At 59.6% G+C, this 25,367-nt stretch carries 31 protein-coding genes and 1 tRNA gene; 19 read left to right on the forward strand and 13 right to left on the reverse strand.

All coding sequences use genetic code 11. From position 1 onward, the window contains the following. Positions 1-253: 253 nt before the first annotated feature. The 4 genes from JFT66_RS02190 to JFT66_RS02205 are packed head-to-tail and all read left to right on the forward strand — an operon-like array spanning position 254 to position 4,308. Positions 254-1,243, forward strand: coding sequence for a Bug family tripartite tricarboxylate transporter substrate binding protein (locus JFT66_RS02190; RefSeq protein ID WP_161793256.1), 990 nt, complete (start codon positions 254-256; stop codon positions 1,241-1,243). A 60-nt stretch (positions 1,244-1,303) separates the two neighbouring features. Further along, on the forward strand, positions 1,304-1,762 hold the full coding sequence (locus tag JFT66_RS02195) for a tripartite tricarboxylate transporter TctB family protein (RefSeq protein WP_034118597.1): 459 nt from the start codon (positions 1,304-1,306) through the stop codon (positions 1,760-1,762). A gap of 1 nt (position 1,763) precedes the next feature. Then, on the forward strand, positions 1,764-3,278 hold the full coding sequence (locus JFT66_RS02200; protein ID WP_038848176.1) for a tripartite tricarboxylate transporter permease: 1,515 nt from the start codon (positions 1,764-1,766) through the stop codon (positions 3,276-3,278). After that, positions 3,271-4,308, forward strand: coding sequence for an AbrB family transcriptional regulator (locus JFT66_RS02205; RefSeq protein WP_198858671.1), 1,038 nt, complete (start codon positions 3,271-3,273; stop codon positions 4,306-4,308). Before JFT66_RS02200 ends, JFT66_RS02205 begins: the two co-directional genes overlap by 8 nt. A gap of 36 nt (positions 4,309-4,344) precedes the next feature. Here the strand turns inward: JFT66_RS02205 and ung are convergent, their stop codons facing one another. Continuing rightward, a complete protein-coding gene (gene ung, locus JFT66_RS02210; protein ID WP_034118595.1) occupies positions 4,345-5,037 on the reverse strand; it encodes a uracil-DNA glycosylase in 693 nt (230 codons plus the stop codon). Positions 5,038-5,173: 136 nt separating this feature from the next. Between ung and JFT66_RS02215 the strand changes: the two genes are divergently transcribed. Beyond that, positions 5,174-6,286: an enoyl-CoA hydratase/isomerase family protein gene (locus JFT66_RS02215; RefSeq protein ID WP_034118594.1), complete on the forward strand. Its 1,113-nt coding sequence runs from the start codon at positions 5,174-5,176 to the stop codon at positions 6,284-6,286. A gap of 4 nt (positions 6,287-6,290) precedes the next feature. On the opposite strand, the gene JFT66_RS02220 is transcribed toward JFT66_RS02215, so the two are convergent. Together JFT66_RS02220 and JFT66_RS29720 are read right to left on the reverse strand one after the other, a co-directional pair. Further along, a complete protein-coding gene (locus JFT66_RS02220) occupies positions 6,291-6,725 on the reverse strand; it encodes a DUF3757 domain-containing protein (protein ID WP_034118593.1) in 435 nt (144 codons plus the stop codon). A 159-nt stretch (positions 6,726-6,884) separates the two neighbouring features. Then, positions 6,885-7,244: a hypothetical protein gene (locus JFT66_RS29720; protein WP_233096986.1), complete on the reverse strand. Its 360-nt coding sequence runs from the start codon at positions 7,242-7,244 to the stop codon at positions 6,885-6,887. Between the two features lie 242 nt (positions 7,245-7,486). On the opposite strand from JFT66_RS29720, the gene JFT66_RS02225 reads away from it, so the two are divergent. The 4 genes from JFT66_RS02225 (at position 7,487) to JFT66_RS02240 (ending at position 9,824) form a co-directional block, all read left to right on the forward strand. Further along, positions 7,487-7,699: a cysteine-rich CWC family protein gene (locus JFT66_RS02225; protein WP_034118591.1), complete on the forward strand. Its 213-nt coding sequence runs from the start codon at positions 7,487-7,489 to the stop codon at positions 7,697-7,699. Next, complete coding sequence (locus JFT66_RS02230) at positions 7,689-8,381, forward strand: pseudouridine synthase (protein ID WP_198858672.1); 693 nt, start codon at positions 7,689-7,691, stop codon at positions 8,379-8,381. Before JFT66_RS02225 ends, JFT66_RS02230 begins: the two co-directional genes overlap by 11 nt. 305 nt (positions 8,382-8,686) lie before the next feature. Further along, positions 8,687-9,571, forward strand: coding sequence for an alpha/beta fold hydrolase (locus JFT66_RS02235; protein ID WP_153837685.1), 885 nt, complete (start codon positions 8,687-8,689; stop codon positions 9,569-9,571). 179 nt (positions 9,572-9,750) lie between these two features. Further along, positions 9,751-9,824, forward strand: a tRNA-Gly gene (locus JFT66_RS02240). A gap of 75 nt (positions 9,825-9,899) precedes the next feature. On the opposite strand, the gene JFT66_RS02245 is transcribed toward JFT66_RS02240, so the two are convergent. Further along, positions 9,900-11,093, reverse strand: a complete 1,194-nt coding sequence (locus JFT66_RS02245; protein ID WP_153837684.1) for an MFS transporter — start codon at positions 11,091-11,093, stop codon at positions 9,900-9,902. Continuing rightward, positions 11,090-12,253 (reverse strand): MFS transporter, encoded by a 1,164-nt coding sequence (locus JFT66_RS02250; RefSeq protein ID WP_034118587.1) that lies wholly within the window; start codon positions 12,251-12,253, stop codon positions 11,090-11,092. The genes JFT66_RS02245 and JFT66_RS02250 overlap by 4 nt, the downstream gene beginning before the upstream one ends. A 95-nt stretch (positions 12,254-12,348) precedes the next feature. Here JFT66_RS02250 and JFT66_RS02255 point away from each other — a divergent pair, with 95 nt between their 5' ends. The 5 genes from JFT66_RS02255 to JFT66_RS02275 all read left to right on the forward strand — a co-directional run bounded on the left by JFT66_RS02255 (position 12,349) and on the right by JFT66_RS02275 (position 15,042). After that, positions 12,349-13,242 (forward strand): LysR family transcriptional regulator, encoded by an 894-nt coding sequence (locus tag JFT66_RS02255; RefSeq protein WP_198858673.1) that lies wholly within the window; start codon positions 12,349-12,351, stop codon positions 13,240-13,242. 167 nt (positions 13,243-13,409) lie between these two features. Beyond that, complete coding sequence (locus tag JFT66_RS02260) at positions 13,410-13,592, forward strand: type II toxin-antitoxin system HicA family toxin (protein ID WP_017736377.1); 183 nt, start codon at positions 13,410-13,412, stop codon at positions 13,590-13,592. 22 nt (positions 13,593-13,614) lie between these two features. Then, positions 13,615-14,025: a type II toxin-antitoxin system HicB family antitoxin gene (locus tag JFT66_RS02265; RefSeq protein WP_034118585.1), complete on the forward strand. Its 411-nt coding sequence runs from the start codon at positions 13,615-13,617 to the stop codon at positions 14,023-14,025. A gap of 85 nt (positions 14,026-14,110) precedes the next feature. After that, positions 14,111-14,443: a hypothetical protein gene (locus JFT66_RS02270; RefSeq protein WP_198858674.1), complete on the forward strand. Its 333-nt coding sequence runs from the start codon at positions 14,111-14,113 to the stop codon at positions 14,441-14,443. A gap of 98 nt (positions 14,444-14,541) precedes the next feature. Continuing rightward, the gene (locus JFT66_RS02275) at positions 14,542-15,042 is read left to right on the forward strand and encodes a methylated-DNA--[protein]-cysteine S-methyltransferase (RefSeq protein WP_034118583.1); all 501 of its coding nucleotides are present in this window, start codon (positions 14,542-14,544) and stop codon (positions 15,040-15,042) included. Here the strand turns inward: JFT66_RS02275 and JFT66_RS02280 are convergent, their stop codons facing one another. Continuing rightward, entirely contained in the window at positions 15,043-15,825 is a 783-nt protein-coding gene (locus tag JFT66_RS02280; protein ID WP_034118582.1) for a GNAT family N-acetyltransferase, read from the reverse strand. Between the two features lie 174 nt (positions 15,826-15,999). Here JFT66_RS02280 and JFT66_RS02285 point away from each other — a divergent pair, with 174 nt between their 5' ends. Further along, entirely contained in the window at positions 16,000-16,425 is a 426-nt protein-coding gene (locus JFT66_RS02285; RefSeq protein ID WP_034118581.1) for a low affinity iron permease family protein, read from the forward strand. Between the two features lie 54 nt (positions 16,426-16,479). Here JFT66_RS02285 and JFT66_RS02290 read toward each other — a convergent pair whose 3' ends face one another. The 4 genes from JFT66_RS02290 to JFT66_RS02305 all read right to left on the reverse strand — a co-directional run bounded on the left by JFT66_RS02290 (position 16,480) and on the right by JFT66_RS02305 (position 19,164). Next, complete coding sequence (locus tag JFT66_RS02290) at positions 16,480-17,007, reverse strand: DUF4142 domain-containing protein (protein ID WP_034118580.1); 528 nt, start codon at positions 17,005-17,007, stop codon at positions 16,480-16,482. Positions 17,008-17,126: 119 nt separating this feature from the next. Further along, complete coding sequence (locus JFT66_RS02295; protein WP_094951029.1) at positions 17,127-17,768, reverse strand: LysE family translocator; 642 nt, start codon at positions 17,766-17,768, stop codon at positions 17,127-17,129. Positions 17,769-17,815: 47 nt separating this feature from the next. Next, a complete protein-coding gene (gene fos, locus JFT66_RS02300) occupies positions 17,816-18,232 on the reverse strand; it encodes a fosfomycin resistance glutathione transferase (protein ID WP_153837681.1) in 417 nt (138 codons plus the stop codon). A 17-nt stretch (positions 18,233-18,249) separates the two neighbouring features. Further along, entirely contained in the window at positions 18,250-19,164 is a 915-nt protein-coding gene (locus JFT66_RS02305; protein WP_442963591.1) for a LysR substrate-binding domain-containing protein, read from the reverse strand. Positions 19,165-19,241: 77 nt separating this feature from the next. Here JFT66_RS02305 and JFT66_RS02310 point away from each other — a divergent pair, with 77 nt between their 5' ends. Further along, a complete protein-coding gene (locus JFT66_RS02310) occupies positions 19,242-19,730 on the forward strand; it encodes a DMT family transporter (protein WP_198858676.1) in 489 nt (162 codons plus the stop codon). A 31-nt stretch (positions 19,731-19,761) separates the two neighbouring features. Here the strand turns inward: JFT66_RS02310 and JFT66_RS02315 are convergent, their stop codons facing one another. Beyond that, on the reverse strand, positions 19,762-20,436 hold the full coding sequence (locus JFT66_RS02315; protein WP_198858677.1) for an NAD(P)H-binding protein: 675 nt from the start codon (positions 20,434-20,436) through the stop codon (positions 19,762-19,764). Between the two features lie 88 nt (positions 20,437-20,524). Beyond that, positions 20,525-21,673: an L-threonine dehydrogenase gene (gene yiaY, locus JFT66_RS02320; protein ID WP_034118571.1), complete on the reverse strand. Its 1,149-nt coding sequence runs from the start codon at positions 21,671-21,673 to the stop codon at positions 20,525-20,527. Positions 21,674-21,796: 123 nt separating this feature from the next. Between yiaY and JFT66_RS02325 the strand changes: the two genes are divergently transcribed. Further along, positions 21,797-22,813: a DUF4917 family protein gene (locus tag JFT66_RS02325; RefSeq protein WP_198858678.1), complete on the forward strand. Its 1,017-nt coding sequence runs from the start codon at positions 21,797-21,799 to the stop codon at positions 22,811-22,813. Positions 22,814-22,892: 79 nt separating this feature from the next. Here the strand turns inward: JFT66_RS02325 and JFT66_RS02330 are convergent, their stop codons facing one another. After that, the gene (locus JFT66_RS02330) at positions 22,893-23,420 is read right to left on the reverse strand and encodes a helix-turn-helix domain-containing protein (protein ID WP_034118569.1); all 528 of its coding nucleotides are present in this window, start codon (positions 23,418-23,420) and stop codon (positions 22,893-22,895) included. 160 nt (positions 23,421-23,580) lie between these two features. On the opposite strand from JFT66_RS02330, the gene JFT66_RS02335 reads away from it, so the two are divergent. Then, entirely contained in the window at positions 23,581-24,363 is a 783-nt protein-coding gene (locus tag JFT66_RS02335) for an aldolase (RefSeq protein ID WP_034118568.1), read from the forward strand. Positions 24,364-24,391: 28 nt separating this feature from the next. Continuing rightward, the gene (locus tag JFT66_RS02340; RefSeq protein ID WP_198858679.1) at positions 24,392-25,264 is read left to right on the forward strand and encodes a dihydrodipicolinate synthase family protein; all 873 of its coding nucleotides are present in this window, start codon (positions 24,392-24,394) and stop codon (positions 25,262-25,264) included. The last annotated feature ends 103 nt before the right edge of the window (positions 25,265-25,367 follow it).

Consider the following 25,367-nt stretch of genomic DNA (forward strand, 5'->3'; position numbering starts at 1 on the left):
TCTGATCCGTAGCGCGCGAAAAACGCCTCGATGCGTTTTCGTCAAAATAAGAACAATAACGGAGTACATCACGATGCTGTCGTCACAGCCACAGGCTTGCCCGCCTGCTCGTTCTTCCCGCATGACCCAAACCGCCCTCGCCAGTGCCCTGTGCCGTTCTCACTCTTCAGCCCGTGATGCGGATGAAGTGCGCATGCGGGTGAGCGATAGCGTCGTGCGCGGGTAGTAGCCCCCTATAACAACAACGATGGAGATAACCATGACGCTTTCACTGCGTAAACTTGCCCTCGCCGCAGGCTGCATGCTGTTCGCCGGCCAACTGCTGGCCGCCGACGAACCCAAGCGCCCGGAATGCATCGCCCCGGCCTCCCCCGGCGGCGGCTTTGACCTGACCTGCAAGCTGGCGCAAAGCGCGCTGGTCAACGAGAAGTTGCTGAGCAAACCGATGCGCGTGACCTACATGCCTGGGGGTGTGGGCGCGGTGGCCTATAACGCCGTGGTCGCCCAACGGCCAGCGGACGCCGGCACCCTGGTGGCCTGGTCCAGCGGTTCGCTGTTGAACCTGGCCCAAGGCAAATTCGGGCGTTTCGATGAAAGCGCCGTGCGTTGGCTGGCGGCCGTCGGCACCAGCTACGGTGCCATCGCGGTGAAAAGTGATTCGCCTTACAAGACCCTCGACGACTTGGTAAAAGCCCTGAAGAAAGATCCGGGTAGCGTGGTGATCGGTTCCGGCGGCACCGTCGGCAGCCAGGACTGGATGCAAACCGCATTGATCGCCAAGGCGGCCGGGATCAACCCACGGGAGCTGCGTTATGTGGCGCTCGAAGGCGGCGGCGAAATCGCCACAGCCCTGCTCGGCGGTCATATTCAGGTAGGCAGTACCGACATCTCAGACTCCATGCCACACATCCTCAGCGGTGACATGCGCCTGCTGGCCGTGTTCTCGGAACAGCGCCTGGACGAGCCGGAAATGAAGGACATTCCGACTGCCAAAGAGCAAGGCTACGACATCGTCTGGCCGGTGGTACGCGGCTTCTACCTCGGGCCAAAAGTCAGCGATGCCGACTATGCCTGGTGGAAAGACGCGTTCGACAAACTGCTGGCCTCCGAAGACTTCGCCAAACTGCGTGACCAGCGCGAGCTGTTCCCGTTCGCCATGACCGGCCCGGAATTGGACACCTATGTGAAAAAACAGGTGGCTGATTACAAAGTGTTGGCCAAAGAGTTTGGCCTGATCCAGTAATTGCCCCTTGTCGCGCGGCCATGCTCATGCTCACAAGCGGGCGTGGCCCAGGAGTTTCCCATGCTCTTACAACGCATTTTCGCCGCCACGCTGCTGATGGCCTGCGCCGTCCTCGCGCTGATGGCCTGGCCATACCAGGCATCGTTTTCCTACGAACCCGTGGGGCCTCGGGCCTACCCGTTGCTGATGCTCGGGTTGATGAGCCTGGCGCTGATCTACATGCTGTTTCGCCCGCAACCGACCAAGCACACCGAAGAAGAACCCGCGCTGGACCGCGAAACCCTGATCAAGATCGGCGCGTGCGTCGCGCTGTTGATCGTGTTCGCCGGCACCTTCGAACCCCTTGGCTTCATCCTTAGCAGCATGCTGATCGGCATCCCTATGGCGCGCCTGTATGGCGGCCGCTGGTTACCCAGCGTGGTGATCGTCAGCCTGATGGCGATTGGTCTTTACCTGCTGTTCGATAAAGCCATGGATGTGCCGCTGCCCCTCGGCCTGCTCGACGTTCTGGAGAACTGATATGGATACTTTCGGCTATTTGGGCCAGGGTTTCGGCGTCGCGCTAAGCCCCTATAACCTGGTGACCGCACTGTGCGGCACCCTGATCGGCACCGTGGTCGGCCTGCTGCCGGGCCTGGGACCGATCAACGGCGTAGCATTGTTGATCCCCATCGCGTTTGCCCTGGGGCTGCCACCCGAATCGGCGCTGATCCTGTTGGCAGCGGTGTACCTGGGCTGTGAATACGGTGGCCGTATCAGCTCGATCCTGCTCAACATCCCGGGTGAAGCCTCTACCGTGATGACGACCCTGGACGGCTACCCGATGGCCCGCAAAGGCCTGGCTGGCGTAGCGCTGTCGCTGTCGGCGTGGAGTTCGTTCATCGGTGCGTTCATCGCCACCTGCGGCATGGTGCTGTTTGCGCCGTTGCTGGCCAAATGGGCGATTGCCTTCGGGCCGGCGGAATATTTCGTACTGATGGTGTTCGCGATTGTCTGTCTGGGCGGCATGGCCGGTGACAAGCCATTGAAAACTTTCGTAGCAGCGCTGATCGGCCTGTTCCTCTCGGCGGTGGGCATCGACGCCAACAGCGGCGTGTACCGTTTTACCGGCGATAACATCCATCTCACCGACGGCATCCAGTTTGTGGTGTTAGTACTGGGCCTGTTCTCCATCAGCGAGATCCTGTTGCTGCTGGAAAAAACCCATCGTGGCCAGGAAGCCGTGAAGGCCACCGGACGAATGATGTTCAACCTCAAGGAAGCTGGCGCGGTCTTCGTCGTCAACATCCGCTGCGGTTTGCTCGGTTTCATCATGGGCGTATTGCCAGGTGCCGGGGCGACTTTGGCCTCGGCCGTTGCCTACATGACCGAAAAACGCCTGGCGGGTGCCAGCGGTAAATTCGGCCAGGGCGACATGCGCGGCCTGGCAGCGCCGGAAACCGCCATTGGCGCTTCCGCCTGCGGCGCCCTGGTGCCGATGCTGACCCTCGGCGTACCCGGTTCGGGCACCACGGCAGTGATGATCGGCGCATTGTCGCTGTACAACATCACCCCGGGCCCGCTGCTGTTCCAACAACAACCCGACATCGTCTGGGGCCTGATCGCCTCGTTGTTCATCGCCAATATCATGCTGGTGATCCTCAACATCCCGATGATCCGCATCTTCACCCGCATCCTTGCCGTGCCGAACTGGGCGCTGGTGCCGGTGATCGCCATCATCACCGCGATCGGTGTATACGCGGTTCACGCCACCACGTTCGACCTGTTCCTGATGGTCGGCATCGGTATCTTCGGCTACATCCTGCGCAAACTCGACTTCCCTCTGTCGCCGGTGCTGCTGGGCTTTATCCTCGGCGGCTTGATGGAGCAGAACCTGCGCCGCGCGCTGTCGATCTCCAACGGTGACCTGCAGATCCTCTGGTCGAGCCCGATCACCTTCGGTGTGTGGGTGCTGACCGCGCTGATGCTGGCCTTCCCGCTGGTGCGCATTTACCGCAAACGTGCCCTGCAGCGCCGTGCCGTGGCTGATGTCTGAGGTCACCTTTAAACATTGGTGGGGAACACCGCTGGTCGGCCTGGCCGGCGGTTACCTGGCCAGCCTGGTCGGCTGGCCTTTGCCGTACATGGTCGGCTCGTTGCTGGCGATCATCCTGGTGCGTTGCCTCACGCCGTGGCAATTGGCGGAGATTCCCGGCGGACGCAAATGCGGCCAATGGGTGGTGGGGATAGGCATAGGCCTGCACTTCACGCCGCTGGTGATCGAGCAAGTGATGAGCCATTTCGGCCTGATTTTCTTCGGTGCCTTGGTGACGAGTTTGTCGAGCGTGGTCGGTGTGTGGTTGATGCGCCGCAGCGGTGAAGACCGCGCCACGGCGTTTTTCTCGAGCATGCCGGGCGGCTCCGGGGAGATGGTCAACCTCGGCGCACGTAATGGCGCGGTACTTAGCCGGGTGGCGGCGGGGCAAAGTTTGCGCGTGCTGGTGGTGGTGTTGTGTGTGCCAGCGATTTTCAAGTATCTGCTGGGCGGCGGCGCACCGCAGTTTCATCCGGCGCCGGTAGACTGGGCCTGGCTGGCCCTGCTGTTTCCGATGGGTGCGCTGGTGGCATGGGGCTGGCAGCGTTTGCGCCAACCCAACCCTTGGCTGTTCGGGCCATTGCTGGTCAGTGCCATCGCCAGCGTGAGCTGGGATTTACACATTGGCCTGCCCGACGGCGGCAGCCAGATCGGCCAGTGGTTGATCGGCAGCGGTCTGGGCTGCCACTTCAACCGCCAGTTCTTCCGTAGGGCGCCGGCATTCATGGGCCGTACCTTGATCGGCACGGCCCTGACCATGGCGCTGGCGACATTGGCCGCGGTGGGCTTGAGTGCACTGACGCACCTGGACCTGCGCTCACTGACGCTGGGCATGATGCCTGGCGGTATTGCCGAGATGAGCCTGACAGCCGAGACGCTGCAATTGTCGGTGCCGTTGGTGACGGCGATGCAGGTGATGCGTTTGTTGTTTGTGTTGTTTCTCGCAGAGCCGTTGTTCCGACACTGGAACCGCCAGCCAGACAAGATCTAGGGGGCCTCTCAATTAGTTTCCCCCCGCGTTGTCGCCTTAAAGCGGCGGCAACCGCCACTCGATCGGCACCTCGCCATTCTGTTCAAGAAACTTATTAGTCCGACTAAAATGTCCGCACCCAATAAACCCGCGATACGCCGACAACGGTGACGGGTGCACTGACGTCAGCACCAAATGCTTGGTGGCATCAATCAACTTCTGCTTGCCCTGGGCATGCGCGCCCCACAACAAAAACACCAGGTGGGGCTGATGCTCGCTGACCACCTCGATAATCCGATCAGTAAAGAACTGCCAGCCCTTGCCCGCATGGGCGTTGGCATTGGCGCGCTCCACGGTCATGGTGGTGTTGAGCATCAGCACACCCTGGTCTGCCCAGCTTTGCAGGTAGCCGTGGTTGGGAATGTCGATGTTCAGGTCGCGCTTGAGTTCTTTATAGATGTTGACCAGCGACGGCGGCGCCGGCACGCCCGGTTGCACCGAGAAGCACAGCCCGTGAGCCTGGCCTGGGCCGTGGTACGGATCTTGGCCGAGGATCACCACCTTGACCTTGTCCAACGGTGTGGAATTGAGGGCGTTGAAAATCAACGGGCCCGGCGGGTAGATCTCTTTGCCGGCGGCATGTTCCTGGCGCAGGAACTCGCGTAACTGGGCCATATAGGGCTTCTCGAATTCATCGCGCAGGGCGTGTTTCCAGCTGGGTTCGAGTTTGATACGGTCGCCATCGGTCATGGTTGAATTGTCTTGTAAAAAAGAATGAGGCGAACCCTAGGAAAGCCGACTCCGCTTGTCAATTGATCTGACACACCAGCGGCACTTTCCCACGAAGGGATCATACTCATCCTTCACCTTCTCGATTGAGGTCACGATGAACCTGCACTTCGAAGAACTGACCGGCAGTGGCGGTGCCCGCATCGGCATCGCCAGCCTGGACGCGGAAAAAACCCTTAACGCCCTGTCCCTGCCGATGATTTTGGCCTTGGGCGAGCGCCTGGATACCTGGGCCAAAGACCCGCAAATCGTCTGCGTGCTGCTGCGCGGCAATGGGCCAAAGGCCTTTTGCGCTGGTGGCGAAGTGCGCAGCCTGGCCCAGGAATGCCGTGAACAACCCGGCGAAGTGCCGGCCCTCGCCGCGCAATTCTTTGCTGCCGAATATCGTCTCGACTACCGCCTGCACACCTACCCCAAGCCGCTGATCTGCTGGGGCCACGGCTATGTATTGGGCGGTGGGATGGGCCTGCTGCAAAGCGCATCCGTGCGCATTGTTACGCCGAGCAGCCGTCTGGCCATGCCCGAGATCAGCATCGGTCTTTATCCGGATGTAGGTGCCAGCTGGTTTCTTTCCCGCCTGCCGGGCAAGCTCGGTTTGTTCCTGGGCCTCACCGGCGCCCATATCAACGGGCGCGATGCACTGGATCTGGGACTAGCCGACCGCTTCCTGCGTGAAGACCAGAAAGACGAGCTGATTGAGGGCCTGCTGCAACTGAACTGGCAGGAACAAACTGCGATGCAGCTCAACAGTTTGCTCAAAGCCCTGGCCCAGGAGGCAGTCAGCCAACAACCCGAAGCACAGTGGCTGCCGCGCCGCGACCAAATCGACGAATGGCTGGATGTGGGCGATGTGCGTTGCGCCTGGCGGGCGTTGAGCCTGCTGCGCGATCACAACGACCCGCTATTGAGCCGTGCCGGCAAGACCCTCTCCGAAGGCTGCCCTCTGACGGCGCACCTGGTATGGGAACAAATTAAGCGCGCGCGCCATCTTTCCTTGGCCCAGGTGTTTCAGATGGAGTACAGCATTAGCCTCAATTGCTGCCGTCATCCGGAATTCGCCGAAGGGGTCCGGGCCCGATTGATCGACAAGGACCAGACGCCCCATTGGCATTGGCCGGATATCAATACGCTTCCAGAAGCGGTGGTGCAGGCACACTTCAACAAGGCATGGGAAGGTAGGAATCCTCTGGCAGATTTATCGGACTACTGACAGGTTAGCGCTCTTTGTCGTTGATCGTGAAAGCGCAGTTGTCCGGCTGGCTGTCCGTGCAGAGATACACTGGCATTCCGAACGCACCCGCCTGCAACGCCCAATGCAAGGTGCTGGTCAACGACATGTTGATCACCCCGTTGCCTTTGTCTGGCCGCAACGCTACGACGCTGCCCCAACTGGTGCGGTAAATGCACTTGTCCATGTAGCCATTTTCCCTCTCCTGGTCCTCGCCCGGTACAAAGACTGCACCGACGAACCGGTCGACGAAGTCCCGGTGACTGACCTTCGGACTTTGCCAGAGCAGGCCTTTATCCACGGCGTGAAAATGCTGGTCAGCATACTTGACCGCCGAGGGATAAGGGCAGCCTTGCTCTGCTTTCACCTGTGCAATGACGCCGCTCATCAACAGGAGCACACACATCAGTCGCTTGAACATATGAGGTTCCATTAGCCCGCTCTCTCCATGGAAAAGCACAACGGCTTTCCCACAGTGAAATACAGCCGAAACCGCAAAGATAGCTGTTAAATCTGACAGTATCGATATACGGAACCCATAAAAAAGCGGCGCTTCATGCGCCGCTTTTTTACAAATGGTTTAACGGTGGCCGCCGCGGCCACCTCCATGATCGGTTCCCCGTCCGTACCCACCGTTGCCCCCGTGATTACCCAACCCCTGATTCGTATAGGGCCTGTAACCGGCCCTTGGGTAATAGCGTGGCGCCGGCTGGTAGTAGCGCGGCGCGGAATAATAACGAGGCTGTGGCGCATAGTAGCGAGGCACTGGGGCGTAGTAGCTACGCCCATACGGGGCATAACGCGGGCCGCCGTAGTAATAGACCGGCGTCGGTGCGGTGTAGACCTCGGAGCGATAGTAGGTGGCGCCTCCATCGTAATAGGGCACGCAAGCTGACAGGGTCAGGCCGAGCAAAGCGATAAGTAGCAGTCGTCGATACATGGCGGCCTCCTGGACCGCGGAAGAGCTCCTCCAGCGACGCTGGAAAGCGGCATTCAGCCTTCACTGAATGACGAAACATCTGACATCAAAAACCGAATCTGGTGCGCCACCGACATAAGCAGAAACATCTGTTTCAGACGAGCTGAATGCCGGCCTCCAGGTCATGGCGATGGAACAGGACCGAGCAGCGCTGTATCGTGCAGGACTTGCGCCCCCCTGCCCGATATAGCCTGAACCGACCGATGACCACGCCAACCCTCTGCCCCGCCTGCGGTGCCCGCAACGACTGTACCTTGGCCGATCCGCGCACAGCCGACCAAGCCTGCTGGTGCTACAGCGTCACCATCGACCCCGCGGTGCTTGAAGCCCTGCCTGATGAACTGCGCAATAAAGCCTGCCTGTGCCCTCGCTGTGCCCAGGCGGACGACCAGTTGCGTAACCGCAATGCGCGTTGATCGCTTCCTCAGCAATCTGGCACAGTTCAATCGCAAGCAAGTACGCCTGCTACTGGTGGAGCGCCGGGTAACTGTCGATGGTGCTGCAGTCAGCGATCCCCATCATGAAGTGCGCGAGTTCAGCCTGGTCTGCGTTGACGGCGAAGTACTGCAAGCGGGAAAGCCGGCACGTTATTTCATGCTGCACAAACCCCAGGGTTGCGTCAGCGCCACTTCGGACCCGCAACACCCCACGGTCCTCGACCTGCTGGATGAACCGAACAAGGCCGAGCTGCACATCGCCGGCCGCCTGGATTTCAACACCACCGGCCTGATGCTGATCACCAATGACGGCCAGTGGTCGCGACGACTGACTCAACCGCAAACCAAGTTACCCAAGGTTTACCATGTGGAAACCGAGCAGGACATCGGCTCGGAGTACGCGACGACGTTTGCCGCCGGTGTGTATTTCGCCTTTGAAGACCTCACCACCCAACCCGCCGAACTTGAGCTGCTGGGCCCCAGGACGGCGCGCCTGAGCATCATCGAAGGCCGCTATCATCAAGTGAAGCGCATGTTCGGGCATTTTGATAACAAGGTGACCGGCCTGCATCGTGAGCGAATGGGGCCTTTGATGCTGGATGCAACCCTTACGCCGGGCCAATACCGGCCACTGACTGACGACGAAATCCGACAAGTCTGACGACCGTTCAGCCGCTGATGGCAAAAAAACGGCCTTTCGCCTTGCGACCCGTCTTCTGTACTGCTTGAATCAGGGCTTCAGCCAAATCATGACTGCTGAGTCGCCCCATACTTCCAAGAAAGACCTTGCCTTGCCCGCGCTTGATCCACGGGCCTTTCCGGCAAAACAGCCCGCCATAACAACACCCGCCGGCCAGCCCTCATCGGACCGACATGGGCCCTCATTTTCCAGGCGTATGCCTACCTGTCACAAAGCTCGTGCAGAGTGATCTGCGCGCACTACCCGCTTGCCAGGAGTCTTACGACATGAGGCCAGAAATCGCTGTGTTGGATATACAGGGTCAGTATCGGGTGTACACGGAGTTCTATCGCGCGGACGCGGCTGAAAAGACCATCGTCTTGGTCAACGGCTCCATGGCGACCACGGCGTGCTTCGCTCAAACCGTGAAAAGCCTGTACCCGCAATTCAATGTGGTGTTGTACGACCAGCCCTACGCTGGCCGTTCTAAAATCCATAACCGCCATGAGCAGATGCTGACGAAGGAAATCGAAGGCCAGATCCTCCTGGAACTGCTCGACCACTTCGCCGCCGAGCACGTGCTGTCCTTCTCCTGGGGCGGCGCTGCAACGTTGGTCGCCCTTGCGCAACGGCCTCGGCGCGTGGAAAAAGCCGTGATCAGCTCATTCTCGCCGGTGATCAACACCCCCATGCGCGATTACCTCGAACGTGGCGTCGACTACCTTGGCAACCTTGACCGTGACCGCGTCGGCCACCTGGTCAACAGCACCCTCGGCAAACACCTGCCGTCGCTGTTCAAACGCTTCAATTACCGCCACGTCAGCAGCCTGGCCGAGCACGAATACGGGCAAATGCACTTTCACATCAGCCATGTGCTCAACAGTGACCGGCAGTGCTACCTCAAGGCAGCCAAGCAGATCGACATCCCGGTGCTGTTCTTGAACGGCGAATGGGACGAGTACACCAGCGCCGAGGATGCGAAGCTGTTTGGTCAGCATGTAGCCCAGAGCAGCTTCAGCACCATCCAGGCGACGGGGCATTTCCTGGATATGGAGCATAAAGCAGCGTGCCGGGATAGCCGTAACGCAGTGGTGGGCTTCTTGAAACCAGAGCGGCAGGTAAGCCGGTTGCGGTCTCAACAGGGTCAGGCGCAACATGCATTTGCACTCTGAAATGAAGGCGTACCGTGGCGAGCAGACTTGCTTGCGCCGGCGTGTGATGCAGCCCCACTATTTTGGGAGCGCTTCGCACGCCAGCGGGAGCAAGCCCCCTCGCCACATGCAACCCACACATTTTTCGAAGAAAAACTTCAAATCCCGATGAACATCTGGTACAAAGTCAGCCGCTCTGAGCGGGTATAGTTTAATGGTAGAACAGTAGCTTCCCAAGCTTCCGACGAGGGTTCGATTCCCTCTACCCGCTCCACTCAGATTTTGCGCTTGCGTCAGAATGGTTCTGGCGGGAGATGCATAAAAAACCGGTCCTTGGTGGCCGGTTTTTTTATGTTTGAAATGTGCAACCACGCTGCACCACCCACGCCAACGGCAACGTCACACACAACATCCCGGCCAACACCATCAGCGCCACCGGCACACCCAACGAATCCCCTACCCCACCAAACACCACCGGTGCCAGCGCGCCTCCGCCGATGGTGCCGGTGTAGAACAGCGCAAACGCCTGCTCCCGCTTGCCTGCACCGGCCAGGTCGGGCACGGCCCCGTACAGCACCGAGGACGTGCCATTAAGCACCAGCCCCAACACCGGCAACATCATCATCAAGCCGCTCAGCGGCAGGTACACCGCTGCGACGATGAGCAGTGCGGTACTGGTTTCCGTGATCCACACGGTCTGCATCATGCCGATGCGAGCGCCGAGATAGCCGCAGAACAGTTTGCCGAAGGCTCCTCCCACAAACAGCAAGGTCAGAGCCAGGCCAATACCCGCAGTTCCGGCGCCCTTGGCCTGAAGCAGGAACGGCAGGAAGGTGAGAAAGCCCATGCGCACAGCGCTGTCGAGGGTGCCGGTAAGAATCAGCGCGCGCAGGCCGGCGATGGAGCCGTTTCCGGTAAGGGCCTTGGTCTTTTTTGTAGCAATCGATTCGGCTGCTCGCGCAGGTATCAGCCACCACAGCAACCCCGCCGCCGCCAGCCCAAGCAGCCCCAGCAGTGTGGCGCTGGCGCGCCAACTGATAACGGTGAGCAGCAATCCGACCAAACCTGGAATCAGGGTTTTGCCGATGTCGCCGGAAAAGTTGTATTGCGACAGTGCCTGCTTGACCCCGCCACCGTCTTCGTAAGCATCGGTGACCATCGAGGAGGCCAGTGGATGTTGCGTGCTGGCACCCAAGCCGCCCAGGAGCAACGCCAGCAGCAACACGCCAATCCCAGTCGCTTGTCCCACCAACAGGTAGGCAACACCCGCGAGCGCCGTGCCGCCCACCAGCATCGATGTGCGACCCCAACATTTGGCAGCACGGCTGGCGAGCAACTGGAACACCGCCATCATCCCGGAATAGGCGCCACGCAAAAGGCCAACCTGAGCGTAGGACAAGGCGAACTGAGCCTGCCAGATCGGTAGCAGCACGTAGATCACATCGGTGAGGCCATCGTGCACGGCGTGAGCGCCGCAACCGGCCAACAGGCTGCGACAACGCCTGGATAATTCGGGCGAAGGTGCAGCAACGGCATCGTTCATGGTGTGGGGATCGGCTCAGGTTTAAGGGGCTTGCAACCGGTCAACGCGATCAACAGGGTCAGCAGCTGGAAACCGATGATCAGCCCCACACAACCGGCCCAGCCCCAGCGTTCCCAGATCAGCGCCGGGGCGATAGCGCCGCAGCTACCGCCCAGGTAATAACAGGTGAGGTAGACCCCCACCGCACCGGCCTTGTTGTCGCCGGCGCTGGCGGTGGTGAAGGCATTGGCAGCGGCCTGGGCGAGGAACACGCCGGTGGAACTGAGTGCCAGACCCACCACGATGCACCACAGGGAGGGCAACAGGGTCAGGGCAGAACCACAGACGCCCACTACGGCGGCGACACTCAGCAGTTCGGCATGTGGGCGGGCTTTGCTGAGGCGGCCGGCGATGGGTATCACGATCAACGCCATCAGGAACACCATATACAGCGTCCCTAAGGCAGCAGGCCCGAGGCTGAACGGTGGTAGGCCAAGGTACAAACCTACGTAGGTAAAAGCAGCGACTTGCGAGAACAACACGCAAAAGCCTACGGCGTAAGCGGCCAGTAACGGCTTGTGCCAGACACCTGACGACGCAGCCTTGACCTGCTGCGCCCGCGGGCAGTTGGGCGGTAACAGAAACTGGATAAACCCGCCCACCATCAAGCTCAACACCGCCAGCCACTCAAACGCTTCACGCCAGCCCACGTACTCGGTTACCACTCCGGTGACGAATCGCCCGGCAAACCCACCCAACACAGTGCCCGCCACATACAGGCTGGTGACTTCCGTCACCGTGCCGCCGCGCCAGCGATCACCGATGTAGGCAACGCTGGTGGCAAACACCACCGGGATCAGCATGCCCTCGACAAAGCGCCACACCAACACTTCAGCGAAGCTGTCAGCGTAGGCCGTCATCAACGCCGGCCCGGCCAACAGCAGCGCCGCCGCTGCGATCACGGTGCGTTGTTCGAAGCGCCGGGTCAGGCGGCTGACGAACGGGGCAGTGATCGCCACAGCCAGTGTGGTCACGGTAATACTCCAGCCAGCAGCCTTGGCGCTGATATGAAATTGCGCGGCGAACACTTGCAGGATGCTCTGGGTAGCATAGAGGTTGAGAAACGCCGCACAGCCACACAGGAACAGGGCAAGGCGGGCACAATGCAGGCGCGGTTTCATGAAACCTCTCGTTTTATTTTGTGCGGTCTTTATAGAATGACGGGCAGCCCTTAAACCAATACCGAATTCCGACCGATTGATACCCAAGGACCAGGATGCTCGACCTACGCAAGCTGCGTTACTTTCTGACGGTCGCTGAAGAATTGCACTTCGGCCGCGCGGCACTTCGCCTGCATCTGGCCCAGCCACCGCTGACTCGGCAGATTTCCGCGCTGGAGGCCGAGTTGGGATTCAAGTTGTTTGATCGCACCAGCCGCACGGTCACCCTCACCGCCCAGGGGCGTTCGTTCCTGCCCTACGCCCGGGGGGTGTTGGAGCAGGTGGAATTGGCGCAAGTGATCGCCGGTAAATTGGCTGCTGGCACTGCGGGTCAGCTGGCATTGGGTTATGTCAGCTCAATCGTCCTGTCGGACCTGTTCAGCCAGGCCATCCAGACCTTCGCCCAGCGCTTTCCCGATGTGCAGTTGACCTTGGTGGAGTGCGCCTCCGGCAGCCTCGGTGCGCAGATTGCGGATGGCCGCCTGGATATCGGCTTGAGCCGCCTGTTGCCGCAAAGTACTGATGTCAGGGCGTTGTCTTTGGGTGAGGAACGGTTGGTGGCGGCGGTCTCCAGCGACAGCCCGCTGGCGAGTCAGACGATGGTCAGCCTGGCGCAACTGAGCGCTTATCCGTTGATTCTGTTTCCCGCCGATTATGGGTCTGGCTTGAACCAATCCATCGAACAACTTTACCGACACCATGGCCACCCGCTACGCCCTGGACCGACAGGGCGTCAGATCACCTCGATCATCGCGCTGGTGGCAGCCGGACAAGGCGTGGCGCTGGTGCCGGAATGTACGCAGAGTTTGATGAACAAGGGCGTGACCTATAGGCCAATGCAGGAAGTGGATGCGTGTGCGCAGTTGCTGGTGCTGACCCCTGCATCAACTAGAAATATTTTGGCGGATGCATTTCTTGGTGTACTTGAGCAGGCACTACACACCCGGTAACACCCCGAAAAACCTCGCAATATCTCTCTGCAGCGCCATTTCCACGCGCCCATACACTTCATTCAACGCCTGGCGAAACAGCGGACATCGACCGCTGGTAGGTAGGGTATTGATAATTTCTTTTCAGTGGTTATAGTCACCACTAACACACACCACAAGGAGGTGATGTGGACAGCCGATATTTGATAGGTCACATCGTTGCAGACGGTTGGTATCTGGTGCGCACCAGGGGTAGTCACCACCACTTCAAGCACCCGACAAAGCCGGGGCTGGTAACGATCCCTCATCCAAAAAAGGACCTGCTGGATAAAACCGCCAAGAGCATTTTGAAACAGGCTCTGTTGAGTTAACCGTCCCTGGAGGGCAACACACATGCTTTACCCCATCGCAATTTCATCGGGCGACGAAGACCACGCGTGGGGCGTGGAAGTCCCGGACATTCCTGGCTGCTACTCTGCTGGCGATGACTTGGACGACGCCATGGCCATGGCGCGCGAAGCCATCGAGGGGCACTTCGAGATTCTCGCAGAAGATGGTGCGCCGATCCCCAACGCACAGAAAGTCACCTTGCATGCCGCCAACCCACAGTACGCCGGCTGCACTTGGGCAGTAGTGGACATCGACGTCACCAAGTACCTGGGCAAGGCGCAAAAACTCAACATCACCCTGCCGGGGTATCTGCTCAATCGCATCGATGAATATGTGTTGAGTCATCCGGAAGAAAAAAGCCGCTCGGGGTTCCTGGCCTCGGCAGCGCTCAAGGTATTGCAGCAGGACCGGTAGGTGCTTCTAAGTAAAATCTTACGGCGGTGACAAATTCACATCGGGATGATGTCAGCTCGTCCACCCAACGGAGCGGAGCGCTGCAATGCTTGAAACCAGACACCCCACGCCAAAACCTATCCTGCGCCAAGTGATCGGCTGGGTGGTGGTGTTACCGCTGTTGGTCTCGTTTTTAACGCTGCCATTTCCTCTGGGCTGGTTCCTGGCACTCGGATCGATAGCCGCGTCGGTTTATGGCGTAAGGTTTGCCTCGCGCCATGCCAGCCGAAGCGTAACGCTGTTTGCTTGGGTGATAAGCCTTCTCAATGTGCTTTCGTTGGTGATGATAGGCCATGCATCAGTGCTCATGGGGCTTTACAGGATCTCCTGGTTCTACTGGTACCCGTACTACTCCAGTTGGGTTTACTGGAACTTCTAGGCTGCGAAGAATTTGAGCGCAAGAAACGTAGTTTGCAAACCCGCTGGTGGAACTACAGTAGCGCTGTAGGCATTGACGCCCCTTCGAGGAACCTGCTCATGACTTACGAATACAAGCTCATGCCCTCCCCTGTCGGTGAACTGACCCTGGTGGCGCGCAACGGCAAACTCAGCGCCATCCTGTGGGAAGTGGAACGCGCCAACCGCGTACGCCTGGGTGAACTGGTCGAGGCCAGCAATAACCCCGTGCTGTTGGAGACCGAACGCCAGTTGACGGAATACTTCGCCGGCTCGCGCAACCAGTTCGAGCTTGAGCTGGACTTCACTGGTACGCATTTTCAAAAACAAGTCTGGCAGGCACTGCTGACCATTCCCTTCGGCGAAACCCGCAGCTACAGCCAGATCGCCCAGCAGATCGGCAACCCGAAAGCCGTGCGCGCAGTAGGTGCCGCCAACGGGCGTAATCCAATCTCAATCATCGCACCGTGCCATCGAGTGGTGGGGGCTTCGGGCGGACTCACCGGGTTTGCCGGAGGGCTTGAGGCCAAGCAATATCTGTTGACGCTCGAGGATCGCGGTCAAACAAAAATGGTGTTCTGATCAGGGCACTGCAACTGCCTGGCGCGTAAAAGACTGGTAGTCGAATAAACGCTCGAAACCCAACTTGCAATACAGCGGGACGGCGCCCTCCGATGCCTCGAGAAAACATCGGTTGGCGCCCAAGGCCGCGGCGTGAAGCAGCGCAGCTTGAATCAATTGCGTAGCGTAACCTCTTCCACGAAAGCTTATGAGAGTGCCGACATCATTAAGCCGGGCCTCTCCCTTACAGAGAGACAACGTCAACGAACTGCTCACCTGCCCCTCTACGGACAAGGTGAAGTGGTAAAGGGTCTCATCAGCTTCAAGGGCTCGTTGGTGCCGCTCCTGATAATGCACCACGCTCTCGGGCAGCATCGCGAACGCGTTGCCAAGTGGAATTGCCCACGCGTTCAAGTCCCGTGTCAGGCTGATCTGCACACCGCCCTCACTCTTGGATGGAACAAAACGCGACAATTGGAGGACCATCACGGTGGTCTTTTCGGCAGGCTGAAAATCGAGCCCCGTGAGCACTTCGCGTAATCCCTGGACCTTTTCTTCGTGGATCACTACGCGTATTTCGATCAGGGTGCGGCGGATCAACTCCAAGGGCTGCACCATTGCCTCCCCCGACGGGGCGCTGCCCACACGAATAAACAACAGGTTCCACGGGACAAAATGCTCGTCAATGAAGTAAGCGTTGATACCGGCGCTGTAACGCCGATGCAGCGCGCAGGTTGCCGCAAAATAATGATCTTCGGTCAGGTGATAACGTGTGGACAGGTCGCAGGCGGCGTCAGCGTACATGGGAATATCCAGATAAAAACCCAGTCTTGTGCTCGCTGCTCCATGGCGCCGTAGGCTCGATCCTAAAGATCCGAAAAAAAACGCACACATTTGCCCAGACGTTAAGTTGTAAAAAGAAATTTCAGCGAATGCCTGCGGTCAGTATTTTCATCACCTCTTTTAAGGAAAACGGTCATGAAATTCTCCGCAGTCTCCCAATCCCTCTCTCGTTGGGCGGGCAGTGCCCGGACATTCTATGCGGCGGTCGCGTTGATTTTACTGTGGAGCCTGAGCGGGCCTTATTTCCACTACAACGACACCTGGCAACTGATCATCAACACCTCGACCACCATCATCACGTTCCTGATGGTGTTCCTCATCCAGAACACGCAAAACCGCGACAACGATATTCTGCATATCAAGATCGATGAACTGCTGCGCGTGTCCAAGGATGCCCAGAACGCCGTGCTCAGCCTCGACGGCCTGGACCGCAAAGAACTGGAAAAACTGCGCCAGGAATACCGCAGCATCGGCAACACCGGCACCGTAAGTTTGAACAGCAGCTGCGGCGCCGCAGCCGACGACGCGGCTCCGACCAAGACGGACCTCAACCAGGCATAAAAAAACGGCGGTTGGAGAAGCTCCAACCGCCGTTTTTCATTTCAAGCAGCGGCCTCAACCGTCCCCTTGATGACCTTTGCCATAGGTCGATGCCAGGGCTCGGGCTTTTTGCAGACGCTCTTCGAGCTTGGGCAGCGTCTCATCCACCAGCGCTTTTATCTCCGGCACATCCGACGCGGCGCCTTCTTTCTTGAACAGGGCGATAGCGTCTTCGTTTTCCTTGACCTGTTGCGCGGTATAGGCGGCGTCAAAGGAGTCGCCATCCTTGAGTTCGGGCATCAGGGTTTCGGCTTTATCAACGATCTTATCCCGTGGGGCCACCGGCAAATCGAGCTTCTTGGCGATGGCGGCCAAGTGCTGGTTGGCCAGGGTGCGCTCGTTGATGACTTCGATGGTGTAGTCCTTGATCTCTTGGGACGAGGTCTTGGCGTGGGCCATGCGACTGGTTTCGATATCGGCCATACCTTTGGCCGAAGCCTGCTCGATGAATTCAGCAGGCGACTGGGCGAAAGCATTGCTGGCGCCGAGGCCCAGCAGCATCGCGAAACTGGCGGTGCGTAACCGGATAGCCATGCGGCTCATGATGGGTTCCTCCAGGGCAAAAATAAGTGCGGGGAAACACGCCCCGCCCTGAATTCGAATTTTCAAGGCGGCAAAGGTTTAGAAAAAACTTGCCAGTGCGACGAACGGTTGTGGACGCCTCAGGCCGGTTTGCTACCGAACAAGCCCGGTAAGGCGTGCGCCAGGGCATTGATGGCGAAGCCAATAAACATTACGCCGCAGAGCTTAGTGATCAGAATTTCATGGCGTTGATACACCGTGCGCACCCGCTGGGCACCGACCACGCCGATCAGGATCGCGTAGGCCAACAGGCCACCGATGAAGCTCAGGAAGATCAGCGACGGCAGCATCGCCCAAGTCAGTAATTCGGCACGGCTGGACAGCAACGCGGTGAAGGTCGCGACAGCAACCGGGTACGCCTTGGGGTTGGTCAGGCCGAACAAAATGCCATGCCAGAACGGGTGCCGCGCCGCGCCCTGAGGCGCATCGCTGCTACGGCGTTGGGTACGGATTGCGCGCCAGCCGAGCCAGAACAAATACAACCCACTGAGTACACCCAGTACATCAAACGCACTGCTACCAACTTCCCGCGCACCGACGATGGCAATCAGTGCCGTGCTGCACCACACCACATCGCCAAGCAAATGCCCGCACAGAAACCCCGCCCCAGCACGCCGGCCGCGGGCAGCGCCGATGCCGAACACAGCCAAGACACCTGGGCCGGGAGTAATACCGTAGATAAAACCCGAGGCAAGGACGGCGAGCAGCAAGGATGGGGTCATGGGTAGACGCTCTGACAGACGTATGAAGGTGATTGATTCTGCATGTTTCAGCGCGGCGGGTAAAACTTCATTCCCGCGTAAGGCTTGACGCGGCAGGCTTGCAGACGCGAGGCCAAGTCACCGACATGAGCCTCCAGCTTGTGGCCGTCCGGATCGAGGAAGTAAAACGACGCGCCTTCGCTGCGGTTATCGCGCCACTCCTGTACGCCGCCCGCCCGCAGGCGCTCGACCAACGCGGCGAAATGAGCGGCCTCGACGGTGAAGGCGTAGTGGGTGTAATCCACCGCCGGCGCGGTCGGGCGCAACGGGTCCAGCGACAGGCAAAGCCAGAGCCCGGGCAGCGAGAGATAGGCACCGTTGTCCCAGGAGGCGTCGAGCTGGAGGTGCAGCAGGTCGTGATAAAAGCTGACGCTGCGCGGCACGTCGGTCACGGCCAGGGTCAGGTGGTTGAAGGCGCTGAGCATGTAGATTTCCCTTGTTACTAGTGAACGTCGGACAATACACCCCGCACCCGCCCAATTAACCACTGCAACCCCGCATCCCCACCCCGCCGCGCATGCCAGGCCAGCTCAAAGGCAAACGACGGAATATGAAACGGCGGCGGTACAGCCAGCAGATGCGCATGATCGATATTCAGTAAACCTCGGGACGACACCGTCAAGACCAAGTCCGTGCCCTCGATCAACTGCGGTGCAACGCCCCAATGCGGCAGGCTGATCGCCACATGCCGCCGTTCACGTATCGCGCTCAGTGCGCGTTCGATTTCCGGCGTGCCGCTACCGCGCATCTCCAGGAGCACATGGGGACGCGACAAGTAGGTCGGCAGGTCCAGCACGCCGCTGGGTGGAAGGCTGCGGCGGTCGACCAGGCAGGTGTAATGCTCTTCGAACAACGGCGTAGTACGCAGTTCGGCGGGCATGTCGGGGAATACGCCAGCCGCCAGGTCGAGATCACCATTGAGCACGCCATCAACCATGCCTTCGCGGCTGGCCTGGATGATCTGCAGGTCGATGCCAGGCGCTTCATGGCGTAGGACACGGACCAACCCTGGCAGGAAAATCGCCGCGCTGTAGTCCGACATCGCCACGCGAAATCGGCGCTTGGCCGAGGCGGGGTCAAAACGATTTGGCGCCAGCAACGCCTGCACTTGGGCCAGGGCTTCGGCCAAGGGCGCGGCCAACTCCAGGGCGCGAGCCGTTGGCACCAGTGTGCCGCCCTGGCGCACCAGTAGCGGGTCACCGAGCATATCGCGCAAACGCGCCAACGCATGGCTTACCGCCGGCTGGCTCAGGTGCAAGCGCTCGGCAGCGCGGGTGACGTGTTGCTCGCTGAGCAACGCGTCGAGAATCACCAGCAGGTTAAGGTCGATGCGACGCAGGTCATTCATCAGCTGCATGCTCGGCATAAGAACTTGGAATTTAAATTTGCGCGACGAATAGCCTAGAGTCCAGCAAAACCTCTGGGAGAGATGAGATGACCACATTGCATTGGCTGGGTTTGTTAGCGCTGGCGGTGATCGCCGGGGCTGTGGTGCCGTTTCAAAGTGCGATCAACGCCAACCTCGGGCGCGGGCTCGGCCATCCGTTGTGGGCCACGCTGGCTTCGTTACTGGTGAGTATCATCGTGCTGCTGCCGGTGATCGTGGCGCTGCGTTTACCACTGCCGAGCTTGGCCTTTATCAGCAAGGCACCGTTGTGGATGTGGGCCGGGGGTGCCTTCGGCGTGTGTTTTATCTCGTTGGCATTGATGCTGCTACCCAAACTGGGTGCATCAGGGTTTATTGCGCTGGCCATGGGCGGGCAGATTCTCGCGTCGTTGCTGCTCGACCACTTCGGCCTGTTCGGCCTGGTGGAACGCCAGTTGACCACGCCGCGGGTGCTGGGCGCGCTGTTGTTGATCGCCGGCGTGGCGTTGATTCAGTTCAGCGCCATACCTGCTCGCGTAGTGGCAACGGCCTGTTGATCAGATCGAGACACCAGGCGCCTGTGCACTATCAGCGACGCTCAGCGGCCAGGCGATTGATCTCGGCCTGCTCCACCACCGGCTGCGGCGCGCCCTGGCTCGCGGCCTGCAACATCGCCCGGCCGACGGTCTCGGTGCTCACCACCCAACCCGGTTTTATCCGCCGCACAAACGAGAGCAACGGCCCGAGCACGCTGTAGAAAGATCGGTACAACGGCGTTTTCGAACGTACGCCATGCAACGGCTGGATGATCCCCGGGCGGAACAGGTACACCGCCTTGAATGGCAGGCGCAGCAAGGCATTTTCCGTCTTGCCCTTGACCCGCGCCCACATCGACTTGCCCACCTCGGAACTGTCCGTGCCGGCGCCGGACACATAGATAAACGTCATCTGCGGATTAAGCCGCGCCAGGGTGCTGGCCGCGACCAGGGTCAGGTCATAGGTGAGGTGGGTGTACCGGGCTTCCTTCATGCCCGCCGACGAAACACCCAGGCAAAAGAAACACGCATCAAAACCTTGCAGCAGGTTTTCCAGGGGTTGGAAATCCAGCATGTCGCTGTGCAGCACCTGGTGCAGCTTGCCGTGTTCCTGGGTCAAGGGCGTGCGGCCGACGGCGACGACTTCCTGCACATCAGCCGCCAGCAGGCACTCGCGCAGCACGCCCTGGCCGACCATGCCGGTGGCGCCGAATAACAGAACTCTCATTAGGGAACCTCAGCGGCAAGCCGCAGGCTTGCTCAAGTTGAACGCATTCGGCGTGTAGCTTAACGCTTGCCGCTCAAGGCTGCCCCTCTCAAAACGCGCTACGAAAAATCTCCTCTATCTGACGCTGATCCGCCCGCCGCGGATTGGTCAGCCCACATGCATCCTTCAGCGCATTGGTAGCCAGCAGCGGAATGTCCTGCAACTTGGCGCCGAGTTCACGCAAGCCTGCTGGGATGTCCACGTCCTGGGACAGCCCGCGGATCGCCGCGATGGCTGCCTGGGCGCCCTCTTCTGCAGTAATACCCTTGATGTCCGCACCAAGGGCGCGGGCCACGTCGCTCAGGCGCTTGGCGCTGACACTGGCATTGAAGCTTTGTACGTGGGGCAACAACACTGCGTTGCATACGCCATGGGGCAAGTCGTACAAGCCGCCCAATTGATGGGCCATGGCATGTACAAAACCCAGGGACGCGTTGTTGAAGGCCATGCCCGCGAGGAACTGCGCGTAGGCCATGTTTTCCCGGGCGGCCATGTCACTGCCGTCGCGCACCGCCAGGCGCAGGTTGGCGCTGATCAGCTCGATCGCCTTGATCGCGCAGGCGTCGGTGATCGGCGTGGCGGCGGTGGATACATAGGCTTCGATGGCGTGGGTCAACGCATCCATGCCGGTGGCGGCAGTGAGGCCCTTGGGCATGCCAACCATCAGCGCCGGGTCGTTGACCGACAGCAGCGGCGTGACGTTGCGGTCAACAATTGCCATTTTTACGTGGCGGGTTTCGTCGGTGATGATGCAGAACCGCGTCATCTCGCTGGCGGTGCCGGCGGTGGTGTTGATAGCCACCAGCGGCAATTGCGGCTTGCTCGACTGATCGACACCTTCGTAGTCGCCGATACGCCCGCCGTTGGTGGCGCACAGGGCGATACCCTTGGCGCAGTCATGGGGCGAACCGCCGCCCAGGGATACCACGAAATCGCAGGCACTCTGTTGCAGCAACGCCAGGCCTTTCTCGACGTTTTCCACCGTAGGGTTGGGCTTGGCGCCGTCGTAGATCACCGAGTCGATGTCCTGCATCGCCAGCTTCTCGGCGATCATGCTGGCCATGCCGGTTTTGGCCAGCCCGACGTCGGTAACGATCAATGCTTTGCGAAAGCCGTAGTTGCGAATGGCGGTCATGGCTTCGTCGAGGCAGTCGATGCCCATGATGTTGACGGCGGGGATGAAGAACGTGCTGCTCATGGTCAATCCTCAGAGGCGTTATGCCGACAGAATCAACCCGTACCGCGTGGCGCATCTTGATCAGGATCAACGCCAGCTCGTGATAGAGTCACCACCCAGCCGATTTCGAGTAGACCCGCCGCAATGAAGGATTTCCAGGATATTGACGCCCACCTTGAAGACTGGAGCGCCCTGGGCGCTGCCCTCGACTTCAGTGGGATTCTGATCGGCAACGGCGCCAGCCGTACGATTTGGGAAGACTTTGCCTACGACTCGCTGTTTGAAAATGCGCGTACCGTTGAAGAAAAACCCCTGAGCCAATCCGAACTCAGCGTATTTGACGCCTTGCAAACCCGCAGCTTCGAGCAAGCCCTGGGCGCCTTGAAAACCACCAGTCGGGTCAACAAGGCCCTGGCGGTCAGTTCGGCGGCGCCGCGTAACCGTTACTACGCGATCAAGGAAGCGCTGATCAACACCATCCACACGGTGCATATTCCCTGGCGTCTGGTGCAGCCGACGACGCTGGCGACCATCAACCGTGAGTTGGCGAACTACGCCACGGTATTCACCAGCAACTACGACTTGCTCAACTACTGGGCGATCCTGCACACACCGGGCATTGATGACCTGTTCCGCAGCGCCGACGCCAGCTTCGACCTGCGCAATACCCACGCAGACACCACGCGCATCCTCTACCTGCACGGCGGCCTGCACCTGGTGCGCAACCTTGACGGCACGGCACGCAAACTACCATCCACCGACAGCACTTTGCTCAGCAGTTTTGCGATCAACAACACGATCAAGACCCTGGACGATGTGCCGCTGTTCGTCAGTGAAGGCAAGGTGGAAGAGAAGCTCAAGAGCATCCGCAGTTCGGATTACCTGTCGTTCTGTTATGAGCAACTGCTGAGCCATGAAGGCGCACTGTGCATCTTCGGCCATGACTTGGGGCCGCAGGACAAGCACCTGGTGGATGCGATTCGCCAGGCGAGCATCAGCACGCTGGCGATCTCGGTTTCGGGGCGCAGCGATGGTTTTATCCGTCAGCAGAAGCGGCGGTATTCGGAGTTGTTTGAAGGTACTGGAGCGCAGCTGAAATTCTTCGCGGCGCGCACGCATCCGCTGGGTAACCCGGCGCTGTCAGTGCCGGTCGAACACTGATCTACTGAACAAAGAAGATCAACTGTGGGAGGGGGCTTGCTCCCTCCCACACTGACTGCATTTCAGGTTGCGACAAGCGTTACTCCTCAGAGCTGTGCACCACCACCAGCAACTGCGCCTGCACCTCTCCCACCGAGCGAATCCGATGAGGTTTCTGTGCGTTGAAGTGCAGCGCGTCGCCACGCTCCAGCAGCACTCGCTCGTTCATGAAGTCCACTTCCACCTGGCCTTCATGCACGAACAAAAACTCCTCGCCCAAATGCTCCTTGAAGGTCTTGTCAGTGAACTCCGCCGGCGGGTAGATAATGAACGGCAGCAGGCTGCGCTCGCTGACTTGATGGGCGAGCACCGCGTAACCCGGCGCGGTGTCGGGACGTTCATGGCTGCGCACCAGGCTGTAGCTGTCAAGGCTGACGCTGTCTTCGCTGAACAACTCTTCAACCTTCACGTTCAACGCCTTGGCCAGTTTCAGCGCAGCGGCGATGGAGGGCGTGTTGAGCCCGCGTTCGACTTTCGACAGGTAACTCTTGGTCATCCCGGACTTTTCGGCCAGTGCCTCCAGGGTTACGCCAAGTTTTTTTCTCAATAATTTCAAACGGATAGACATTTGCTGCGGTTAATCCATGCAGAAAGCGATGAGCCATGCTTGCCAATGACACAATGTGTCATATAGCATGTTTAGTGTCATTTGCATTCACCCAACGACCTTGCGAGCAGCGGGCGAGCAGCAAATCCGACGTCCATTGAACCACCCAAAGGACACCGATATGGCCAAGACATTAGCACTCCCAAAAGACCAACTGGTCAAGCAAGCCCTGAGCCAGATGCAAAACAACTTGGCAGATAATACGTGGACCGACCGCCAAAAGCTGGCACTGACCTGCCGAATCCTGTTCGAGCATGGCCACGACTCCGGCCTGGCCGGGCAGATCACCGCACGCGGGCCAACCCCTGGCACCTACTACACCCAACAACTGGGCCTGGGTTTTGACGAAATTACCGCCAGCAACCTGCTGCTGGTCAACGAAGACCTTGAAGTGCTGGAAGGCCATGGCATTCCCAACCCGGCCAACCGTTTTCACACCTGGGTGTACCGTGGCCGGCCGGATGTAAACTGCATCATCCATACGCACCCGACGCACATTGCCGCGCTGTCGATGCTGGAAGTGCCGCTGCAGGTGTCGCACATGGACCTCTGCCCGCTGTACGAAGACTGCGCGTTCCTGGAAGCCTGGCCCGGCGTGCCGGTGGGCAATGAAGAAGGGGAAATCATCACCACGGCCCTGGGCGACAAGCGCGCGATCCTGCTCTCGCACCACGGCCAGTTGTCCACGGGTGCCAGCATCGAAGAAGCCTGTGTCATTGCGCAACTGATCGAACGAGCGGCCAAGTTGCAGTTGCTGGCGATGGCCGCGGGCACCGTCAAGCCGATCCTGCCGGAACTGGGGCGCGAGGCCCATGACTGGATCTCCAAGCCCAAGCGCCACGGTGCCGCGTTCAACTATTACGCCCGGCAAAACCTGCGCAAGCACGCCGATTGCCTGAACTGATTGCCCCTTTTTCGACCGGAGTTTTCCCATGTCCAACCCAACTATTCACGGCATCATCGGCTACACCATCACTCCGTTCAGCGCTGACGGCCAACACGTTGACCTCGATGCCCTCGGGCGCTCCATCGATCGCTTGATCGACAGCGGCGTACACGCCATCGCACCTTTGGGCAGTACCGGCGAAGGCGCCTACCTGAGCGATACCGAGTGGGACGAAGTCAGCGCCTACAGCCTCGAGAAAGTCGCCAAACGGGTGCCAACCATTGTCAGTGTGTCCGACCTGACCACCGCCAAGGCCGTTCGCCGGGCACGCTATGCCGAAGCCCATGGCGCCGATGTGGTGATGGTGCTGCCCGCCTCTTACTGGAAGCTCAGTGAAGCGGAAATCCTCGCCCACTACGCCGCGATTGGCGACAGCATCGGCGTGCCGATCATGCTCTACAACAACCCGGCCACCAGCGGTACCGATATGTCGGTGGAGCTTATCCTGCGCATCCTCAAGCAGGTCGACAACGTGACCATGGTCAAGGAGAGCACCGGCGATATCCAGCGCATGCACCAGCTGAAACTCCAGAGTGACGTGCCGTTCTACAACGGTTGCAACCCGCTGGCCCTGGAAGCCTTCGCGGCCGGTGCCAAAGGCTGGTGTACTGCAGCGCCGAACCTGATCCCGCAGCTCAACCTAGACCTGTATCACGCAGTGCAGGCCAATGACTTGAACAAGGCGCGTGAGCTGTTCTATCGCCAACTGCCTTTGCTGCAATTCATCCTCAAGGGCGGGTTACCGGCGACGATCAAGGCCGGGTTGCGCTTGACCGGGTTGGAGGTGGGTAATCCGCGCCTGCCGGTGTTCCCGCTGGGTGAGGCAGGTATTGGACAATTGAAAACGCTACTGAATTGAAATCAGCTCCCCTGTGGGAGGGGCGGTGCGACGATTCGACTTGCTCCCTCCCACATTTGAATTGAGTACAGCCTTTAAATAGAGACAAATGACAATAATTCTC

Source organism: Pseudomonas sp. MF6755, from assembly GCF_016405635.1.
Lineage (GTDB): Bacteria > Pseudomonadota > Gammaproteobacteria > Pseudomonadales > Pseudomonadaceae > Aquipseudomonas > Aquipseudomonas haemolytica.

Bases quoted from the DNA above. Each gene is read 5' to 3' on its own strand.
- JFT66_RS02195 (WP_034118597.1), top strand. From the start codon at position 1,304: ATGCTCTTACAACGCATTTTCGCCGCCACGCTGCTGATGGCCTGCGCC.
- JFT66_RS02200 (WP_038848176.1), top strand. From the start codon at position 1,764: ATGGATACTTTCGGCTATTTGGGCCAGGGTTTCGGCGTCGCGCTAAGC.
- JFT66_RS02205 (WP_198858671.1), top strand. From the start codon at position 3,271: ATGTCTGAGGTCACCTTTAAACATTGGTGGGGAACACCGCTGGTCGGC.
- ung (WP_034118595.1), bottom strand. From the start codon at position 5,037: ATGACCGATGGCGACCGTATCAAACTCGAACCCAGCTGGAAACACGCC.
- JFT66_RS02215 (WP_034118594.1), top strand. From the start codon at position 5,174: ATGAACCTGCACTTCGAAGAACTGACCGGCAGTGGCGGTGCCCGCATC.
- JFT66_RS02220 (WP_034118593.1), bottom strand. From the start codon at position 6,725: ATGTTCAAGCGACTGATGTGTGTGCTCCTGTTGATGAGCGGCGTCATT.
- JFT66_RS29720 (WP_233096986.1), bottom strand. From the start codon at position 7,244: ATGTATCGACGACTGCTACTTATCGCTTTGCTCGGCCTGACCCTGTCA.
- JFT66_RS02225 (WP_034118591.1), top strand. From the start codon at position 7,487: ATGACCACGCCAACCCTCTGCCCCGCCTGCGGTGCCCGCAACGACTGT.
- JFT66_RS02230 (WP_198858672.1), top strand. From the start codon at position 7,689: ATGCGCGTTGATCGCTTCCTCAGCAATCTGGCACAGTTCAATCGCAAG.
- JFT66_RS02235 (WP_153837685.1), top strand. From the start codon at position 8,687: ATGAGGCCAGAAATCGCTGTGTTGGATATACAGGGTCAGTATCGGGTG.
- JFT66_RS02245 (WP_153837684.1), bottom strand. From the start codon at position 11,093: ATGAACGATGCCGTTGCTGCACCTTCGCCCGAATTATCCAGGCGTTGT.
- JFT66_RS02250 (WP_034118587.1), bottom strand. From the start codon at position 12,253: ATGAAACCGCGCCTGCATTGTGCCCGCCTTGCCCTGTTCCTGTGTGGC.
- JFT66_RS02255 (WP_198858673.1), top strand. From the start codon at position 12,349: ATGCTCGACCTACGCAAGCTGCGTTACTTTCTGACGGTCGCTGAAGAA.
- JFT66_RS02265 (WP_034118585.1), top strand. From the start codon at position 13,615: ATGCTTTACCCCATCGCAATTTCATCGGGCGACGAAGACCACGCGTGG.
- JFT66_RS02270 (WP_198858674.1), top strand. From the start codon at position 14,111: ATGCTTGAAACCAGACACCCCACGCCAAAACCTATCCTGCGCCAAGTG.
- JFT66_RS02275 (WP_034118583.1), top strand. From the start codon at position 14,542: ATGACTTACGAATACAAGCTCATGCCCTCCCCTGTCGGTGAACTGACC.
- JFT66_RS02280 (WP_034118582.1), bottom strand. From the start codon at position 15,825: ATGTACGCTGACGCCGCCTGCGACCTGTCCACACGTTATCACCTGACC.
- JFT66_RS02285 (WP_034118581.1), top strand. From the start codon at position 16,000: ATGAAATTCTCCGCAGTCTCCCAATCCCTCTCTCGTTGGGCGGGCAGT.
- JFT66_RS02290 (WP_034118580.1), bottom strand. From the start codon at position 17,007: ATGAGCCGCATGGCTATCCGGTTACGCACCGCCAGTTTCGCGATGCTG.
- JFT66_RS02295 (WP_094951029.1), bottom strand. From the start codon at position 17,768: ATGACCCCATCCTTGCTGCTCGCCGTCCTTGCCTCGGGTTTTATCTAC.
- fos (WP_153837681.1), bottom strand. From the start codon at position 18,232: ATGCTCAGCGCCTTCAACCACCTGACCCTGGCCGTGACCGACGTGCCG.
- JFT66_RS02305 (WP_442963591.1), bottom strand. From the start codon at position 19,164: ATGCAGCTGATGAATGACCTGCGTCGCATCGACCTTAACCTGCTGGTG.
- JFT66_RS02310 (WP_198858676.1), top strand. From the start codon at position 19,242: ATGACCACATTGCATTGGCTGGGTTTGTTAGCGCTGGCGGTGATCGCC.
- JFT66_RS02315 (WP_198858677.1), bottom strand. From the start codon at position 20,436: ATGAGAGTTCTGTTATTCGGCGCCACCGGCATGGTCGGCCAGGGCGTG.
- yiaY (WP_034118571.1), bottom strand. From the start codon at position 21,673: ATGAGCAGCACGTTCTTCATCCCCGCCGTCAACATCATGGGCATCGAC.
- JFT66_RS02325 (WP_198858678.1), top strand. From the start codon at position 21,797: ATGAAGGATTTCCAGGATATTGACGCCCACCTTGAAGACTGGAGCGCC.
- JFT66_RS02330 (WP_034118569.1), bottom strand. From the start codon at position 23,420: ATGTCTATCCGTTTGAAATTATTGAGAAAAAAACTTGGCGTAACCCTG.
- JFT66_RS02335 (WP_034118568.1), top strand. From the start codon at position 23,581: ATGGCCAAGACATTAGCACTCCCAAAAGACCAACTGGTCAAGCAAGCC.
- JFT66_RS02340 (WP_198858679.1), top strand. From the start codon at position 24,392: ATGTCCAACCCAACTATTCACGGCATCATCGGCTACACCATCACTCCG.